Annotated in this window: 13 protein-coding genes; 4 read left to right on the top strand and 9 right to left on the bottom strand. The window is 71.6% G+C overall.

Going from position 1 to position 15,120, the window contains the following annotated elements:
* Window positions 1-37: 37 nt before the first annotated feature.
* Entirely contained in the window at window positions 38-1,441 is a 1,404-nt protein-coding gene (locus tag OG598_RS22840) for an NAD(P)H-quinone dehydrogenase (RefSeq protein ID WP_091394456.1), read from the top strand.
* On the opposite strand, the gene OG598_RS22835 is transcribed toward OG598_RS22840, so the two are convergent.
* Together OG598_RS22835 and OG598_RS22830 are read right to left on the bottom strand one after the other, a co-directional pair.
* Window positions 1,419-2,039 carry a DUF998 domain-containing protein gene (locus tag OG598_RS22835; RefSeq protein ID WP_328651001.1) on the bottom strand — a complete coding sequence of 207 codons (621 nt, stop codon included), beginning with the start codon at window positions 2,037-2,039 and terminating at the stop codon, window positions 1,419-1,421. The genes OG598_RS22840 and OG598_RS22835 overlap by 23 nt on opposite strands.
* A 185-nt stretch (window positions 2,040-2,224) precedes the next feature.
* Window positions 2,225-2,854, bottom strand: a complete 630-nt coding sequence (locus OG598_RS22830; RefSeq protein WP_328651000.1) for a DedA family protein — start codon at window positions 2,852-2,854, stop codon at window positions 2,225-2,227.
* Window positions 2,855-3,362: 508 nt separating this feature from the next.
* Here OG598_RS22830 and thrS point away from each other — a divergent pair.
* Entirely contained in the window at window positions 3,363-4,580 is a 1,218-nt protein-coding gene (gene thrS / locus OG598_RS22825) for a threonine--tRNA ligase (protein WP_328650999.1), read from the top strand.
* A gap of 39 nt (window positions 4,581-4,619) precedes the next feature.
* On the opposite strand, the gene OG598_RS22820 is transcribed toward thrS, so the two are convergent.
* The 4 genes from OG598_RS22820 to OG598_RS22805 all read right to left on the bottom strand — a co-directional run bounded on the left by OG598_RS22820 (window position 4,620) and on the right by OG598_RS22805 (window position 9,403).
* Window positions 4,620-6,545, bottom strand: a complete 1,926-nt coding sequence (locus OG598_RS22820) for an ABC transporter ATP-binding protein (protein ID WP_225855328.1) — start codon at window positions 6,543-6,545, stop codon at window positions 4,620-4,622.
* A gap of 176 nt (window positions 6,546-6,721) precedes the next feature.
* Window positions 6,722-8,455, bottom strand: coding sequence for an ABC transporter ATP-binding protein (locus tag OG598_RS22815; protein WP_328650998.1), 1,734 nt, complete (start codon window positions 8,453-8,455; stop codon window positions 6,722-6,724).
* The gene (locus OG598_RS22810) at window positions 8,449-8,931 is read right to left on the bottom strand and encodes a MarR family winged helix-turn-helix transcriptional regulator (RefSeq protein WP_091394443.1); all 483 of its coding nucleotides are present in this window, start codon (window positions 8,929-8,931) and stop codon (window positions 8,449-8,451) included. Before OG598_RS22810 ends, OG598_RS22815 begins: the two co-directional genes overlap by 7 nt.
* A gap of 25 nt (window positions 8,932-8,956) precedes the next feature.
* Window positions 8,957-9,403, bottom strand: coding sequence for a DoxX family protein (locus tag OG598_RS22805; RefSeq protein WP_328650997.1), 447 nt, complete (start codon window positions 9,401-9,403; stop codon window positions 8,957-8,959).
* A gap of 83 nt (window positions 9,404-9,486) precedes the next feature.
* Between OG598_RS22805 and OG598_RS22800 the strand changes: the two genes are divergently transcribed.
* Window positions 9,487-10,044, top strand: a complete 558-nt coding sequence (locus OG598_RS22800) for a TetR/AcrR family transcriptional regulator (protein WP_328650996.1) — start codon at window positions 9,487-9,489, stop codon at window positions 10,042-10,044.
* A 112-nt stretch (window positions 10,045-10,156) separates the two neighbouring features.
* Here the strand turns inward: OG598_RS22800 and OG598_RS22795 are convergent, their stop codons facing one another.
* Complete coding sequence (locus OG598_RS22795; protein ID WP_328650995.1) at window positions 10,157-11,596, bottom strand: GuaB1 family IMP dehydrogenase-related protein; 1,440 nt, start codon at window positions 11,594-11,596, stop codon at window positions 10,157-10,159.
* 160 nt (window positions 11,597-11,756) lie between these two features.
* Complete coding sequence (locus OG598_RS22790; protein ID WP_328650994.1) at window positions 11,757-12,353, bottom strand: LysE/ArgO family amino acid transporter; 597 nt, start codon at window positions 12,351-12,353, stop codon at window positions 11,757-11,759.
* A gap of 69 nt (window positions 12,354-12,422) precedes the next feature.
* On the opposite strand from OG598_RS22790, the gene OG598_RS22785 reads away from it, so the two are divergent.
* Window positions 12,423-13,316: a LysR family transcriptional regulator ArgP gene (locus tag OG598_RS22785; protein ID WP_328650993.1), complete on the top strand. Its 894-nt coding sequence runs from the start codon at window positions 12,423-12,425 to the stop codon at window positions 13,314-13,316.
* Window positions 13,317-13,328: 12 nt separating this feature from the next.
* On the opposite strand, the gene OG598_RS22780 is transcribed toward OG598_RS22785, so the two are convergent.
* The gene (locus tag OG598_RS22780; protein WP_328650992.1) at window positions 13,329-15,077 is read right to left on the bottom strand and encodes an acetyl/propionyl/methylcrotonyl-CoA carboxylase subunit alpha; all 1,749 of its coding nucleotides are present in this window, start codon (window positions 15,075-15,077) and stop codon (window positions 13,329-13,331) included.
* Between the last annotated feature and the right edge of the window lie 43 nt (window positions 15,078-15,120).

Here is a 15,120-nt window from a genome sequence, read left to right as displayed (position 1 = left end):
AGAAAGTCACTGTGAGCATGGACGAAGGGCGAACGCTGTGAGCCGGATCGTGATCATCGGCGGGGGGCCGGCCGGGTACGAGGCGGCACTGGTCGCCGCCCAGCTGGACGCCGATGTCACAGTGGTGGAGGCCGACGGTGCGGGCGGTGCCTGCGTGCTCTCCGACTGCGTACCGTCGAAGACCTTCATCGCCAGCTCGCAGGTGGTCACCGGTTACCGGGACACCGAAGAGTTCGGGGTGCACTCGGACGGCCTGGAGGCGGTCACCGTCGACGCGCGGGCGGTGCACGGGCGGGTCAAGCGGCTGGCCCTGGCGCAGTCCGCGGACATCCACGCCAAGCTGCTGAAGGCGGGGGTCACCTTCGTGGCCGGCACCGCCCGGCTCGGCGAGGACTCCCTCGGGCACACCCACCGGGTCGTCGTCACCCCCGCCGACGGCGGCGAGGAGTACTCGATCGACGCGTCCACCGTGCTGGTGGCCACCGGCTCGACGCCCCGCCAGTTGCCCACCGCCGTACCGGACGGTGAGCGCATCCTGACCTGGCGACAGGTGTACGACCTGCCGGAGCTGCCCGAGCACCTAATCGTTGTCGGGTCCGGCGTGACCGGCGCGGAGTTCGCCAGCGCGTACCTGGCGATGGGTGTCGAGGTGACACTGGTCTCCAGCCGGGACCGGGTGATGCCGCACGAGGACGCAGACGCCGCCTCCGCCATCGAGCGGGTGTTCCGCAACCGCGGCATGGAGATCCTCAACAACTCCCGGGCCGACGCGGTCCGGCGTACCGCCGACGGCGTCGAGGTGGAGCTGTCCGACGGCCGGAAGGTGACCGGCTCACACGCGCTGATCACCGTCGGTTCGATCCCGAACACCGCCAACCTGGGTCTGACCGAGTACGGGGTGGAGCTGGGCCGGGGCGGCTACCTGACCGTCGACCGGGCCTCCCGGACGAACGTGCCCGGCATCTACGCCGCCGGCGACTGCACCGGCGTGCTGCTGCTGGCCAGCGTCGCCGCCATGCAGGGCCGGATCGCCATGTGGCACGCGCTCGGCGAGGCGGTTCGCCCGCTGCGGCTGCGTACCGTCGCGGCGAACGTCTTCACCGACCCGGAGCTGGCCACCGTGGGTGTCTCGCAGGACGAGGTGGACGCGGGCAAGGTGCCGGCCCGGCAGGTGATGCTGCCGCTGTCGGGCAACGCCCGGGCCAAGATGGACGACCTCTCCGACGGTTTCGTGAAGCTGTTCTGCCGTCCCGCGAGCGGGCAGGTGATCGGCGGTGTGGTGGTCGCTCCGAAGGCCAGCGAGCTGATCCTGCCCATCACCATGGCTGTGGAGAACAACCTCACAGTCAACGAGCTGGCCCAGACCATCACCATCTACCCGTCGCTGTCCGGCTCCATCACCGAGGCGGCCCGCCAGCTCATGCTGCACGAGCTGGAGTGACCTGCCGGGCCTGGAGCAGCGCCACGGTGGCCAGGACGGCCACCTCGGTGAGGATGAGGAGGCGTTCGGCCAGGCCGATGAGCATCCGGTCGCCGGGATAGGCGGACCAGATCATCGCCGCCGCCAGGGCCAGGCTCAGCAGCACCAGGGCGCGTAGCGTCCGGGCGGCGGGCGTCAGGTCGGGTCGGCGGGCGAGCAACCAACCGGCCACCGGCAACGCCAGGAAGGCGATCACCGACGCGTACCGGTGCAGGTAGGCGGCGGTGGTCATGGCGGTGCCCGGCTCGTTCGTCGGCACCACGGCGGCCAGCAGCAGCCCACCCACCCATGCGCCGAGCAGCAGCTCGGCCGTTCGACCGGAGCGCGGTCGGGGTGGGCTGGCGCGGCGCAGTCCGTACAGCAACGCCACTGTGGCGAGCGCGAGAACCACCATGGCGATGTCGATGACGCCGCCGCGGTCGGAGACCGCGAAGTCGCTGATGGTCAACGCCCACGGGTTGAGGTCGTCGTTGACTTCGAGGTGGCCGATCACGGTGAGCAGCGCCGCCAGGGCGATCCCGCCCAGGGCCAGCAGGCCGGTACTCCGGGTAACAGGCATGCCTCAGCCTGTCGCCGCAGACACCCCACCCGAATCCGGGATGCCCACGGAAATCGCCCCCCGGGACCACCCCTAGAGGCATACCGCCAACCTGCCGCGATCTTGCGTTTTCGGTCGTTCGTATGTGCGGCATGCCCCAATTGCCGGGACAGTAAGTGCAAGATCGCGGAGCTGAGGCGCGACAGTCAGTCGACGGGGACGTCGACCGCGGCGACCGCGGCGGCGGCGCGGGCGTGGCGGGCGCTGACCACTGTCATGGCCCAGCCGGCCGCGGCGAAGCCGGCCGCCGCGGCGGTGGCGATGATGGCCAGCCGCCAGGCCGACTCGGTCAGAGCGGTGCCGCCCAGGTGCCCGACCAGCGCGCCGTAGGTGGCCCAGCCCAACGCGGCGACGGCCTCGTAGAGCACGAACAGGCGGTACGGGTAGCGGCTGCGCCCGGCCGAGAAGCAGGCTGCCATCCGGCCGCCGGGCACGAACCGGCAGAGCAGGATGACCAGCGGCCCAGGTTGTCGCAGCCCCTGGGTGACCCGGCTGGCGACCCGGCGGGCGCGGCTCAGCTCGGCGTGCCGGGGTGGCCGCCGATCCGGTGCGCTGCGCCCGAGCAGGTAGCAGGCCAGGTCGCCGGCGAATACGCCGAGCGCGCCGACGGCGATGGTGACCGGCAGGCTGAGCCCGCCGTAGACGGTGAGCGCACCACTGGTGATCATGACGATCTGGGTGGGGATCACCGGCACGAAGGCGTCCGCGATCAGCAGCGCGAGCAGCACCAGGTACGCCCACGTCGGCGACGCGACGTCAGTCAGAAGTTCGGGCACGCCTGCCACCTCGCCGAATGCGGCCGATTGGGTGTCTTGAGCCTGACGTCGTGTCCGGCGTCACGGTGGACGGCCCCGGCCCGTCGTGACCGTCGACACGACTGGGTCACCCAGCTAGAACGAGGCCGGTCGCTGCCGGGTGACGGGTCCGAAGGCCGTTCCACCCGTTCGAGGCGGGCGGCAGAACCGCGTTCGTCGGCGTACCGTTGTCGGCGCGGCCACGCCCGTCGGGTCCCCCGTTCCTGACGATTCGGCCGCCAGGGCCGCCGGCGGGTCCCGCGCCGGCGGCCCACCCCTCCGCCGCAAATTCGAGTGCATCCCCGAACGTCGCGCGGGTACGGTCGCCGTATGCGCAGCGCGGTAGTGATGACCACGACGCCGGGTGTCCCCGGCGCGCCGCTCTGACGTAACCACCGTCGACCAGGCCCCGGGGCGATCCGCCCCGGAGGGCAGCGCGCCGAACGGAGCTCAGGTCGCCTCCGGGTCGTACCCGATCCAGGAGCCCGACATGATCGACCACCGTAGGCTCGGCCGCGAGCTGGACCTCTTCGTCTCCGACCCGCTGGCCGGCGCCGGCTTGCCGATCTGGCTGCCGGCCGGCGCCGCCGCCCGGCACGCCGTCGAGGAGTACGTCAGGGAGTTGGAGCGCCGCTCCGGCCACCAGCACGTCTACTCGCCGCCGCTGGGCAAACGCGAACTCTTCGAACTCTCCGGCCATCTCGGCTACTTCGCCGACGACATGTTCCCGCCGATGCGGCTGAGCGCCGACGACGAGTTCGTGCTCCGGCCGGCGCTCTGCCCGCACCACGCGCTTGTCTTCCGGGCGCGGGGCCGTTCCTACCGGGAGTTGCCGTTGCGGATCGCGGAGCTGGGCGGGATGTACCGCTCGGAGCGCTCCGGTGTGCTCGGCGGGCTGTCCCGGGTCCGCGCCATTTCGCTCAACGACGCGCACACCTTCTGCGCCCCCGAGCAGGTCGGCGCGGAGGTGGTCGAGATCCTCGGGCTGATCCGTGCCGCGCACGCCGCGCTCGGTGTCCGGCCGGCTGGGCTCCGGCTGTCGCTGCGCGGGCCGGGCGAGAAGTACGTCGGCGACGACGCCCAGTGGGCCCGCGCCGAGGAGTTGCTCCGGGAGGCGCTGGCCGGGGTGGAGTACGTCGAGGCGCCGGGGGAGGCTGCCTTCTACGGTCCGAAGATCGACATTCAGATCGTCGACGCCGCCGGCCGGGAGTCGACCATCTCCACCATTCAGCTGGACTTCGACAAGCCGGAACGGTTCGACCTGTCGTACACCGACTCGGACGGCAGCCGGCGTCGGCCGGTCATGGTGCACCGCAGCCTGGTCGGCAGCATGGAGCGGCTGTTCGCGTACCTCATCGAGGTGCACGAGGGGGCGTTCCCGGCCTGGTACGCGCCCGTCCAGTTGGTGCTGCTGCCGGTCGACGACGGCCAGGTCGACGCGGCGGCCGACCTGGCCCGACGGGCGATCGACGTCGGCCTGCGGGTCGAGGTCGACGCCGCCGGGTCGCTGGGCGCCCGGGTCCGGGACGCGGCCCGCCGCCGCGTCCCGTACCTCGGGGTGCTGGGTGCCCGGGAGGTGGCCGACGGGCACCTCGCGCTGCGCCTGCGCGGCGGCCGCGCCCTGGCGCCGATGCCCGCCGACGCGGCTCTCGCCCTGATCGGCGGGCAGGTCGCCGCCCGCGCGGCAGACCTGCTGCCGTCGGACTGACACGCCCACCGATCGTCTCGCGCGCACGGCCGCCCGACCTCAGACCGACGCCGGTTGGGCGGCCGGTTCCTCGTCGACCACCGCGCCGGTGAACTGTGAGCGGTAGAGGCGGTGGTACGCACCCTGGGCGGCGAGCAACTGCTCGTGGGTGCCCTGCTCGACGATCCGACCGTCCTCCATCATCAGGATCAGGTCGGCGTCGCGGATGGTGGAGAGCCGGTGCGCGATCACGAAGCTGGTCCGGTCCGAGCGCAGCGCGGCCATCGCCCGTTGCAGCAGCACCTCGGTGCGGGTGTCCACCGAGCTGGTGGCCTCGTCGAGGATCAGCAGTGACGGCTCGGCGAGGAACGCCCGCGCGATGGTGATGAGCTGCTTCTCGCCGGCGCTGACGTTGCTGCCCTCCTCGTCGATGACGGTGTCGTAGCCGTCGGGCAGACTGCGCACGAACCGGTCCACGAAGGTGGCCCGGGCGGCGGCGAGGATCTCCTCCTCGGTCGCGTCCGGCCGCCCGTAGGCGATGTTGTCCCGGATGGTGCCGCCGAACAGCCAGGTGTCCTGGAGCACCATGCCGATCCGGCCACGCAGGTCGTCGCGGCGCATCGTCGTGATGTCCACCCCGTCGAGCGTGATCCGGCCCGCGTCCAGCTCGTAGAACCGCATCACCAGGTTGACCAACGTGGTCTTGCCGGCGCCGGTCGGGCCGACGATTGCCACCGTGTGTCCGGGCTCGGCGACCAGCGACAGGTCGTCGATCAGCGGCTTGTCCGGCTCGTAGCGGAACGAGACGTGCTCGAACTCGACCCGACCGTGCGGGTCGGTGACCCGGGCCGGCGCGACCGGGTCGGGGGTCTGCTCGTCCGCGTCGAGCACCGCGAAGACCCGCTCGGCCGACGCCACCCCGGACTGGAGCAGGTTGGCCATCGAGGCGAGTTGGGTGAGCGGCTGGGTGAACTGGCGGGAGTACTGGATGAACGCCTGCACGTCGCCGAGGCTCATCGTGCCGGAGGCGACCCGCAGCCCGCCGACCACGGCGATCGCCACGTAGCTCAGGTTTCCGATGAACATCATCGACGGCATGATGATCCCGGAAATGAACTGCGCCCCGAAGCTGGCCCGGAACAACTCCTCGTTCTTCGCGTGGAACGCGGCCTCGACCTCACGCTGACGGCCGAAGACCTTCACCAGCTCATGACCGGTGTACGCCTCCTCGATCTGGCCGTTCAACTCGCCGGTGTGCGTCCACTGGGCGATGAACTGCTTCTGCGAACGCTTGGCGATGCGCTGGGTGACCAGCACCGACAACGGCACCGCGACCAGGGCCACCAGGGCCAGCACCGGCGAGATCCAGAACATCACGGCCAGCACGCCGACGACGGTCAGCAGCGAGGTGAGCAGCTGGCTGAGGGTCTGCTGGAGACTGGTGGAGATGTTGTCGATGTCGTTGGTGACCCGGCTGAGCAGCTCACCGCGCGGCTGCCTGTCGAAGTAGGGCAGCGGCAGCCGGTTGAGCTTCTCCTCCACCTCGGCCCGCAGCCGCAGCACCGTGCGCTGGACCACCCCGTTGAGCAGCCAACCCTGCCACCAGGACAGCAGGCTCGCCGCCAGGTAGAGCCCGAGCGCCAGCAGCAGTACCCGACTCAGGGCGCTGAAGTCGATGCCCACCCCGGGCACCACGTCCATCCGGGCCAGCATGTCGGCGAAGCTGTCGTTGCCGCTGGCCCGGGCCGCCGCGACGGCCTGTTCGGCGGTGGTGCCGGCCGGCAGTTGCCGGCCGATCACCCCGGTGAAGATCAGGTCGGTGGCGTGGCCGAGGATCTTCGGCCCGGCCACGCTGAACCCGACGCTCACCACGGCCAACGTGATGATCGCGGCCAGGTGCAGTCGGTGCGAGCGCAGCCGGCCGAGCAACCGTCGGGCCGACGGCCCGAAGTTCATCGACTTCTCGGCGGGCATTCCGGCGCTCATCCATCCCGGACCGCCGCCTTGACGGCCGGGCGGCAGCCGCTTCGGCGTCGGCGCGCCACCGCCGGTCTCCGGCGCGGTTTCCCCGCCGGGTTGCTGCGCTGTCTCATCCGGCGTCCGTCCGTCGCCGGCCGGCTTCTGACTGGGTACGGCCGCGGTGCGCGGCTCGTCACGCTCGCTCATGCCGCCACCTCAGTGGTCTGCTGCGAGGCCACGATCTCGGCGTACGTCGGGCAGGTGTCCAACAGCTCCGCATGTCGTCCCACTCCGACGACCCCTCCGTTTTCCAGGACGATGATCTGATCGGCGTCGATGATCGTGGAGACCCGCTGGGCAACGATCAACACCGCCGCCTGCGCGGTGACCGGTCGCAGGGCCGCTCGCAGCCGCGCGTCGGTGCCCAGGTCGAGCGCGGAGAACGAGTCGTCGAAGAGGTAGATCTCCGGTTGCCGGACCAGGGCCCGGGCGATGGCCAGGCGCTGCCGCTGCCCACCGGAGACGGTGGTGCCGCCCTGCGCGATCGGGGCGTCCAGCCCGCCGGGCATCTGGGCCACGAAGTCCCGGGCCTGGGCGATCTCCAGCGCGGTCCACAGCTCCTCGTCGGTGGCGTCCGGGTTGCCGTAGCGCAGGTTGCTGGCGACCGTCCCGGTGAACAGGTACGGCCGCTGCGGCACCAGGCCGATACGTCGCCACAGCTCGTCCGGCGCCAACTCCCGCACGTCCACTTCGTCGACCAGCACCGCGCCGTCGGTGACGTCGACCAGGCGGGGGATCAGCGACAGCAGCGTCGTCTTGCCAGCCCCGGTGCTGCCGATGATCGCCGTGGTGGTGCCCGGGGTCGCCCGGAAGGAGATGTCGCGCAGCACCGGCTCCACAGCGCCCGGGTATTGGAAGCGCACCCTGCGCAGCTCCAGCTCGGCCCGGGTGGGCAGCTCGGTGACCGGCGCGGCGGCCGGGACCACCGAGGAGTCGGTGTCCAGCACCTCGACGATCCGCTCGGCGCAGACCGCCGCCCTCGGCACCATCATCAGCATGAAGGTGGCCATCATGACCGCCATCAGGATCTGCATCAGGTACTGGAGGAACGCGGTGAGCGCGCCGACCTGGATCGCGCCGGCGTCCACCCGCTGCGCGCCGAACCAGAGCACCGCCACGCTGGAGACGTTCAGCACCAGCATGACCACCGGGAAGATCAACGCCAGCAGCCGACCGGTACGCAGCGCGGTGGCGGTCAGGTCGGCGTTGGCGACGCCGAAGCGGTCCGTCTCGTACGGCTCTCGCACGAACGCACGGACCACCCGGATGCCGGTGATCTGCTCCCGCAGCACCCGGTTGACGGTGTCGATGCGGGTCTGCATGAGCCGGAAGCCCGGCACCATCCGACGGATGATCGCGCCGAGGGCGATGGCCAGCACCGGCACGCTGACCAGCATCAGCCAGGAGAGCCCGACGTCCTCACGCAACGCCATGAACACGCCGCCGACGCTCATGATCGGTGCGGCGACGAGCATCGTGCAGCTCATCAGCACGAGCATCTGCACCTGCTGCACGTCGTTGGTGTTGCGGGTGATCAGCGACGGTGCCCCGAACCGGGCCACCTCGCGGGCGGAGAAGCGGTTGACGTGCCCGAACAGTTCGGCGCGTACGTCGCGGCCGAAGCCCATCGCGACCCGGGCGCCCAGGTAGACCGCCGCGATCGAGCAGACGATCTGGATCAGGCTGACCAGCAGCATCCAGCCGCCGGTGCGCACGATGTAGTCGGTGTCGCCCCGGGCCACACCCTGGTCGATGATGTCCGCGTTGAGGCTGGGCAGGTAGAGCGAGGCCATGGTGCCCACGAACTGGAGCAGCACGACCGCCAGCAACGGTCTCTGATAGGTGCGCAGTTGGCCGCGCAGGAGTCGGATCAGCACGCCGGGTCCTTCGTTTCGGTAGGGCGTCCGGTCATCCGCGGGTCGTCTCCGCTGCCGATGACCTCAAGCAGGAACTCCCGGATCACCTGGGCCTTCGCCGGGTCGGCGTCGACCGAGGTGAGGGGCCGTCCGGAGTGCATGAGTGCGCCGAGCGCGGCCACCCGTTCCCGCCCGGCGGGGGTGATGGCGAGTCGGATGCTGCGTCGGTCGTTGTCGTCGCGCTGCCGCTCGACCAGACCGTCGCGCTCGAGCGTGTCGACGATGCCGGTCAGGGTCGCCGGGCGGACGAACCCCTTCTCGGCGACCGCCCGGTGCGGCAACTCACCGTGTCGGGCGAGCGTCATCAGGGTGATCATGCCGGCCTGGGTGAGGCCGTGCTCCTCGGCGAGATAGCGGTTCCACCGCTGCCCGACCAGGTGCCCGGCCACCACCAGCAGCCGGCCGAGCGGCACGTCCTGGAGGGTCACGAGTTCCACGACAGGTAGGTTAGCTCCCTGATAGTCAGGGGCCAAACGAAATTGCCGCAGCGGTGGCCACGAACACGATCTGCAGGGCGGTGCGCTGTGCGAGCGGGGTGACCGGGCGGCCGGCGAGGGTCAGTTCGCGGCGGGCGGCCGAGACGTTGGCCGGGAACATGGCGAGCATGAGCAGGCCGAGCCCGGCCGCCGCGAGCCGGGCGGTCGCCGGCACCAGCAGGCCGACCGCGCCGACCAGCTCCAGCACGCCGGTCACGGTGACCAGCAGGTCCGGCCGGGGCAGTCGGGGCGGGACCATCGCGATCAGGTCGGTGCGGCGCTGACCGACGAAGTGCGCGACGGCGGTGAGCGTGAACATCACGGCCAGTCCGACGCGCAGCGCGGGATGCCAGCCGTCCAGTGCGGAGATGCCGACCAGGCCGGCGATTCGGGCCAGCGCGGTGCCGACGATCAAAGCGATCAGGGGTGCCATCGGAATCCTCCTCCGTGAAACTTGCCAGTGACAAGATTGCGCGCCAGGCGCTCATCTTGTCAATGGCAAGATAGGATTCGCGCATGACCGACATCCGCGCCTACCACCACGGGGATCTGCGCCGCGCCCTGCTCGCCGCGGCGCTGGAGGCCGTCGGGGAGGTCGGCCCGGCCGCGCTGAGCCTGCGCGACCTGGCCCGCCGGGCCGGTGTCTCGCACGCCGCGCCTGCGCACCACTTCGGCGACAAGGCGGGCCTGCTCACCGCGCTCGCCGCACAGGGCTTCGACCTGCTGGCCCAGACGTTGACCGAGGCGGACGACCTGTTGGAGGCCGGCGTCGCGTACGTCGACTTCGCCGTCACGCACCGGGCGTACTTCGAGGTGATGTTCCGCCCGGAGCTCTACCGGGCCGACGACGCCGAGCTGATGGCGGCGCGAGGCCGGGCCGGTACCGCGCTCCGCTCCGGGGTGGCGACGCTGCCCAGCGGCGGCGCGCCCGTAGACACCGACCGGGACTCACTCGCGGCCTGGTCGATCGCGCACGGCTTCGCCACCCTCTGGCTGGCCGGCGCACTGCCCGACCGCGTGGGCGACAACCCCCGCGAGGCAGCCCGCGCCGTCCTGCGCCGCCTGCAGACCTAACCCCACCCCTCCAACCCCGGCTTCCCCGGTTGATCATGAAGTTATTGCCACGACGCGCCGATGCGGGAGGCAACAACTTCATGATCAGCTGGGGCTGGGGCTGGGGCTGGGGCTACCAGCTGGTGGGGAGGGGCATTCCTTCGGTGAAGCCGGCGGCGCTCTGCACGCCGACGATGGCCCGCTCGTGGAACTGGGTCAGGTCCCGTGCGCCGGCGTAGGTGAAGGCGCTGCGTACCCCCGCGATGATCTCGTCGATCAGGTCCTCGACACCGGGGCGGGCCGGGTCCAGGTGCATCCGGGCCGAGGAGATGCCCTCCTCGAACACCGCCTTGCGGGCCCGGTCGTACGGGCTGTCGTCTGCGGTTCGGGCGCTGACCGCCCGAGCCGAGGCCATTCCGAAGCTCTCCTTGTACCGCCGGCCGTCCGCGTCGGCGTAGAGGTCACCGGGGGACTCGTAGGTGCCGGCGAACCAGGAGCCGATCATCACGTTCGACGCGCCGGCGGCGAGCGCGAGCGCCACGTCCCGGGGGTGCCGCACCCCGCCGTCGGCCCACACGTGCCGACCCAGTTGGCGGGCGGCGGCCGCGCAGTCGAGCACTGCGGAGAACTGCGGTCGACCCACGCCGGTCATCATCCGGGTGGTGCACATCGCCCCCGGGCCGACGCCGACCTTGATGATATCCGCCCCCGCCTCCACCAGGTCGCGTACGCCCTCGGCGGTGACCACGTTGCCGGCCGCCACCGGCACCCCCGGGTCCAGCTTCCGGACCGCCTGAAGTGCGGAGATCATCCGTGCCTGGTGGCCGTGCGCGGTGTCCACCACCAACGTGTCCACCCCCGCCTCCAGCAGCGCCGCGGCCTTGCCGGTCACGTCTCCGTTGATCCCGACGGCCGCCGCGATCCGAAGCCGACCCCGGTCGTCCACTGCCGGTGTGTAGAGGGTGGCGCGCAACGCGCCCTGTCGGGTCAGCACCCCGACCAGCCGACCCTCGGCGTCCACCACCGGGGCGAGTCGGCGACGGCCCGCCGAGAGCAGGTCGAAACCGGTACGAGGATCCGCGTCCGCCGGGACGGTGTGCAGCTCGGTGGACATCACGTGACGCAGTTGCGCGAAGCGGTCCACGCCCGTGGTGTCCGCCTCGGTGACCACACCCATCGGCCGGCCGGCGTCGTCGACCACGATCACCGCACCGTGTGAGCGCTTGGGCAGCAGGTGGATGGCATCGCCCACGGTCTCGGTCGGGCCCAACGTGATGGGCGTGTCGTAGACCAGGTGGCGCTGCTTGACCCAGGCGACGACATTCGCCACCACCTCGATCGGGATGTCCTGCGGAATCACCGCGATGGCACCCCGGCGGGCGACCGTCTCCGCCATCCGCCGTCCGGCGACAGCGGTCATGTTCGATACCACAAGCGGAATGGTGGTGCCGGTGCCGTCGCTGGTGGAGAGGTCGACGTCGAGTCGGGAGCCCAGGTCGGAGCGGGCCGGCGCCATGAAGACGTCGGTATAGGTCAGGTCGTGCGCGGGAGCCGCGCCGTGAAGGAACCGCACTCGACAATCATTCCCGCTCGCGGCCAGTTCCACCGCCGGTGGTCGCGGAAAACACTCGCATCGTCGTTGGTCCTGGTCCCGGTGGCGTCGTCGGTACGCGCCGGATGAGCCGGTCAGCCCTGCGGAAGTGCCACGGCGACCCCGGCCGGGCACGAACCGGTCAGCCCAGCAGGAGTGCCACGGCGAGCCCGGCCATCACGACGGCGATGACCGCGTCCAGCACCCGCCAGGCGACGGCGCGGGCGAGCAGCGGCGCGAGGCGCTGGGCGCCGACGCCGAGCGCGGTGAACCAGACCACGCTGGCCAGGGCGGCGCCGGCGCCGAAGACCCACCGGTGTGGGTGTTGTTGGGCCACGCTGCCCAGGAGCAGCACGGTGTCCAGGTAGACGTGCGGGTTCAGGTAGGTGAAGGCGGCGCAGGCGAGCAGGGTCGCCGCCAACGTGGCCGGCGGCCGCTCGGTGGGCAGCAGGGCACCGGGACGCAGGGCGCGGCGGGCGGCGAGCCCCGCGTAGCAGAGCAGGAAGGCCGCACCGCCCCAGCGGATCGCCATCAGCAGGCCCGGCCGGCCGGTCACCAGCGAACCGACCCCTGCCACTCCCGCCATGATCAGCAGCGCGTCCGACGCGGCGCAGGTCAGCACCACGGGTACGACGTGCTCGCGTCGCAGGCCCTGGCGCAGGACGAAGGCGTTCTGGGCGCCGATGGCGACGATGAGCGCGATGGAGATCGAGAAGCCGGCGACGGCGGAAGTGAGCACGGGTCGACGCTAGGACCGTCGACGGCCACCAGTCCAACTAAAGATTCTGACGCAACCTAAGCTCAGCTAATGGATGGTCTCGACTCGGCGCAACTACGGACACTCGCGGCGGTGGTGGCGGAGGGCAGCTTCGACGCGGCGGCCCGGCTGCTGCACGTCACCCCGTCGGCGGTGAGCCAACGGATCAAGGCGTTGGAGGAGACCGTCGGCCAGGTGCTGGTCCGCCGTGCCCGACCGTGCGTGGCAACCGACGCAGGCCGCCCGCTGCTGCGCCTGGCCGGTCAGCTCGCGCTGCTCGAACGGGAGGCGCTGGCCGATGCTCGCGGCCCGCTGGCCGGCGGTGGCCTGACCCGGGTCGCCGTGGTGGTCAACGCGGACTCGCTGGCCACCTGGTTCCCCGCCGCGCTGGCCCGGTTGCCGCAGCGTGCCGGGCTCTCGTTCGACCTGCGGCAGGACGATCAGGACCACACCGCCGAGCTGCTCCGCGACGGTTCGGTGACGGCGGCGGTCACCGCCCAGCGGGAGGCCGTGCAGGGCTGCCGGGTGCTGCGGCTCGGTGCCGTTCGCTACCGCGCGTTGGCCACCCCGGAATTCGTGGCGTCCCACTTCGCCGGAGGATTCACCGCAGCCGCGCTGGCGAGCACCCCGCTGCTGGTCTTCGACCGGAAGGACCGGGTGCAACACCGGTTCATCCGGGCGGTGGTCGGTCGACCGCTCGACCCGCCGGTGCACTACGTGCCGTCGGTGCCGGCGTTCAGCGAGGCGATCCGGCTCGGGTTGGGTTGGGGCCTGGTGCCGGAACAGATCGCCCAGGCCGACCTGACCGCCGGTCGCTGTGTCGACCTCGCGCCGGGCCGACACCTCGACGTCCCGCTGTACTGGCAGCACTGGCGGCTGGAGTCGGACGTGCTGAACGCCCTGACCGCCGCCGTCCGCGCGGTCGCCGCCGAAGCCCTGCGCTGACCCCCGGGCGGCTCAGGCGATCGTGCAGATGGGCGCGCCGGCGGTGATCACGGCACCGACCTCAGCGCTGAGACCGCTGACCGTGCCCGCCTTGTGCGCGTGCAGCGGCTGCTCCATCTTCATCGCCTCCAGCACCACGACCAGGTCGCCCTCGGCCACTGTGTCACCGTCCGCCACCGCGATCTTGACGATGGTGCCCTGCATCGGCGAGGCGAGCGCGTCGCCGCCGACCGGGGCCCCGGCCTTGGCGCCGCCGCGCCGGGTCGTCTTGCGGGCAGCGGGTGCCGCGGTGGTCGTACTCCCGCCGAAGCCGGCGGGGAGGCTGACCTCGATGCGCTTGCCGCCCACCTCGACCACGACGGTGTCGCGTTCGGCCGGCGCCTCGGCGGCGCCGGCGGCTGCGGTGAACGGCGGCACGGTGTTGTGGAACTCGGTCTCGATCCACCGGGTGTGCACTGTGAACGGCTCGGCGGTGAACGCCTCGTCCCGCACGACGAGCCGGTGAAACGGCAGCGCGGTGGCCATGCCGTCGAGGACCATCTCGTCCAGCGCGCGGCGGGCGCGCTCCAGCGCCTCGGTCCGCGTCTCACCCGTGATGATCACCTTGGCGAGCAGTGAGTCGAAGTTGCCGCCGATGACGTCCCCGGCCGAGATGCCGGTGTCGACCCGCACACCCGGCCCGCTGGGCAGGCGCAGCGCGGTGACAGTGCCGGGGGCCGGCAGGAAGTTGCGGCCCGGGTCCTCGCCGTTGATCCGGAACTCGATCGCGTGCCCGCGCGGCGTCGGGTCCTCGATGATGCGCAGCTTCTCGCCGTCGGCGATCCGGAACTGCTCGCGGACCAGGTCGATGCCGGCGGTCTCCTCGGTGACCGGGTGCTCGACCTGGAGTCGGGTGTTGACCTCCAGGAAGGAGATGGTGCCGTCGACGCCGACCAGGTATTCCACGGTGCCGGCGCCGTGGTAGCCGGCTTCGCGGCAGATCGCCTTGGCGCTGGAGTGGATCTGCGCGCGCTGGGCGTCGGTGAGGAACGGCGCGGGCGCCTCCTCGACGAGCTTCTGGTGACGTCGCTGCAACGAGCAGTCCCGGGTGCCCACCACGATCACGTTGCCGTGCTGGTCGGCGAGGACCTGCGCCTCGACGTGCCGGGGCTGGTCGAGATACCGCTCGACGAAGCACTCGCCCCGACCGAACGCCGCGACCGCCTCCCGGGTGGCCGACTCGAACAGTTGGGGGATCTCCTCCATCGTGCGGGCGACCTTGAGGCCGCGCCCGCCGCCACCGAAGGCGGCCTTGATGGCGACCGGCAGGCCGTGGTCGACGGCGAAGGCCATCACCTCGTCCGGGCTGGCCACCGGGTCCGGGGTGCCGGGGACCAGCGGTGCGCCGGCCCGCTGGGCGATGTGCCGGGCGGTGACCTTGTCGCCCAGGTCGCGGATGGCCTGCGGGGTGGGGCCGATCCAGGTCAGCCCGGCGTCGATGACGGCCTGGGCGAAGTCGGCGTTCTCACTGAGGAAGCCGTAACCCGGGTGTACGGCGTCGGCGCCGGCCCGGGCGGCGACGTCGAGCAGCTTGTCGATGCGCAGGTAGGTCTCGGTCGCGCTGTCCCCGCCGAGCGCGTACGCCTCGTCCGCGAGGGTGGCGTGCAGGGCGTCGCGGTCGGAGTCCGCGTACACGGCGACGCTGCCCAGGCCGGCGTCGCGGCACGCGCGGATCACCCGGACGGCGATCTCGCCGCGGTTGGCGATGAGTACCTTGCGCACCTTCGTGGCTCCTCCCGGGCAGGTTACTGACGGGGAGTGTATC

The sequence above is a fragment of the Micromonospora sp. NBC_00330 genome (genome assembly GCF_036136635.1).
GTDB lineage: Bacteria > Actinomycetota > Actinomycetes > Mycobacteriales > Micromonosporaceae > Micromonospora > Micromonospora salmantinae.
Note: the sequence above shows the minus strand (reverse complement) of the source record. Positions and strands in the feature narration are given on the sequence as shown.

Coding starts and splice junctions, on each gene's coding strand:
- OG598_RS22805 (WP_328650997.1), bottom strand. CDS start 9,403: ATGGCACCCCTGATCGCTTTGATCGTCGGCACCGCGCTGGCCCGAATC.
- OG598_RS22820 (WP_225855328.1), bottom strand. CDS start 6,545: ATGAGCGCCGGAATGCCCGCCGAGAAGTCGATGAACTTCGGGCCGTCG.
- OG598_RS22835 (WP_328651001.1), bottom strand. CDS start 2,039: ATGCCTGTTACCCGGAGTACCGGCCTGCTGGCCCTGGGCGGGATCGCC.
- OG598_RS22800 (WP_328650996.1), top strand. CDS start 9,487: ATGACCGACATCCGCGCCTACCACCACGGGGATCTGCGCCGCGCCCTG.
- OG598_RS22785 (WP_328650993.1), top strand. CDS start 12,423: ATGGATGGTCTCGACTCGGCGCAACTACGGACACTCGCGGCGGTGGTG.
- thrS (WP_328650999.1), top strand. CDS start 3,363: ATGATCGACCACCGTAGGCTCGGCCGCGAGCTGGACCTCTTCGTCTCC.